Source organism: Mesorhizobium sp. M2C.T.Ca.TU.002.02.1.1 (genome assembly GCF_003997225.1).
In genome coordinates this window covers 1-1,594 of the sequence record NZ_RZTO01001105.1, presented here as the reverse complement: position 1 = coordinate 1,594, position 1,594 = coordinate 1, and the positions used below count along the sequence as shown (strand labels likewise).

General features: G+C 65.4%; 2 protein-coding genes. Both read right to left on the bottom strand.

Translation table 11 applies throughout. The features are described 5' to 3' along the window. Window positions 1-71: 71 nt before the first annotated feature. Window positions 72-1,427, bottom strand: a complete 1,356-nt coding sequence (locus EOD07_RS33800; protein ID WP_127238296.1) for a sigma-54 dependent transcriptional regulator — start codon at window positions 1,425-1,427, stop codon at window positions 72-74. Continuing rightward, the coding region (locus tag EOD07_RS33795; protein WP_245470597.1) for an ATP-binding protein at window positions 1,424-1,594 on the bottom strand (171 nt) is incomplete at its 5' end. The genes EOD07_RS33795 and EOD07_RS33800, both read right to left, overlap by 4 nt.

The following is a 1,594-nucleotide window of genomic DNA, read 5'->3' as shown; positions in this document are numbered from 1 at the left end:
GTTCCAGGGCATGATGCCGAAAAAGGTGAAGCGGTTTTCGGACGACATCATGCTCCACCTCTGGCCTTGATCTACCTGGAAAAATCGCTGCGCACGATGCCGTGCCGTTGCAGCTTGTCGTAGAAGGTCTTGCGCGGAATGCCGAGCGCCTCGATGGTGCGGCGGACGTCGCCGTCGTTGCGACCAAGTGTCTCGCGGATGATCTCGGCCTCGTAGCGATCGAGCCGTTCAGGCAACGGCATCGCGGTGTCGCTCTCCATTGCCGCTGGGGAAGGCGTTTCGCCGACATGATCGAGCCCAAGCACGAAACGTTCGGCGAAATGGGCGAGTTCGCGCACATTGCCCGGCCAGTCATGGTCCTTCAGATGACGCTGGGTCGCGGCGGAGACCGCCGGCACGGTGCGCCGGAAGCGGTCGGCGGCGCGCTCGGCGAAGTAGCCGAACAACAGCGGCACGTCGTCTCGCCTTTCGCGAAGCGGCGGAATGGAAAGCGTCACCACATTGAGCCGGTAATAGAGGTCCTCGCGAAAAGCGCCGCGCTGGCTGGGATCGCCGAGATCGACCTTTGCGGCGGCGACGACGCGCAGGTTGACCGGGCGCACCTCGTTGGTGCCGAGCGGCGTCACCTCGCGCATTTCGAGCACGCGCAGCATCTGCACCTGCGTCGCGGCCGGCATGCTCTCGATCTCGTCGAGGAACAGCGTGCCGCCGCTCGAATGCTCGATACGGCCGACGCGCTTCTTGTGCGCGCCGGTGAAGGCGCCGGCCTCGTGTCCGAACAGCTCGCTTTCGATGACCGTCTCCGGCAGCGTGCCGCAATTCAGCGCGACGAAATTGCCCTTGGCGCGGCGGCTCCACCGGTTCAGCAGGCCAGCCACCACCTCCTTGCCGGAGCCGGTCTCGCCGGTCACCAGCACGTCGACATCGGTGTCGGCGATCTGCCGCAGCGTCCGGCGCAGCCGCTCCATGGCCGGCGTCTGGCCGATCAGCGGCAATCCCTCCTGCGCCTGCTCGGCAGCTTCGCGCAAGGCGCGGTTTTCCATCACCAGCCGGCGTTTCTCCGCGGCACGGGCAACGCTCTGCGCCAGCCTGTCGGCCGCGAAAGGCTTGGTGATGAAGTCGTAGGCGCCGTCCTTGATCGCCTTGACCGCCATCGCGATGTCGCCATGGCCGGTGACCAGGATGACGGGAATGTCGGGATCGAGCCGCAAGACGCGATCGAACAGCTGCAGGCCGTCGATCTCCGGCATGCGGATGTCCGAGACAACCGCGCCGGCGAAATTCCTGTCGAGCGCCGCCAGCGCTTCGCTCGCCACCGCGTAAGCCGACACCGCAAAGCCGGCAAGCTCCAGCGTCTGCCTTGTCGCCTTGAGCAGATCGCCGTCGTCATCGATCAGTATCACCGGTGCCGGATCGTGCTTCGTCATGCTGCGCCGGCTTTCGACAGATGGATGGTGAAGCGGGTTCCCTGGCCGCTGCTCGACACCTCGATGCGCCCGCCATAGTCGGCGACGATGTCCTTGGCGATGACGAGGCCGAGCCCGAGGCCTTTTTCCTTGGAGGTGTTGAAGGGCGTGAACAGGGATTTCAGGAT

Bases quoted from the DNA above. Each gene is read 5' to 3' on its own strand.
- EOD07_RS33800 (WP_127238296.1), bottom strand. From the start codon at position 1,427: ATGACGAAGCACGATCCGGCACCGGTGATACTGATCGATGACGACGGC.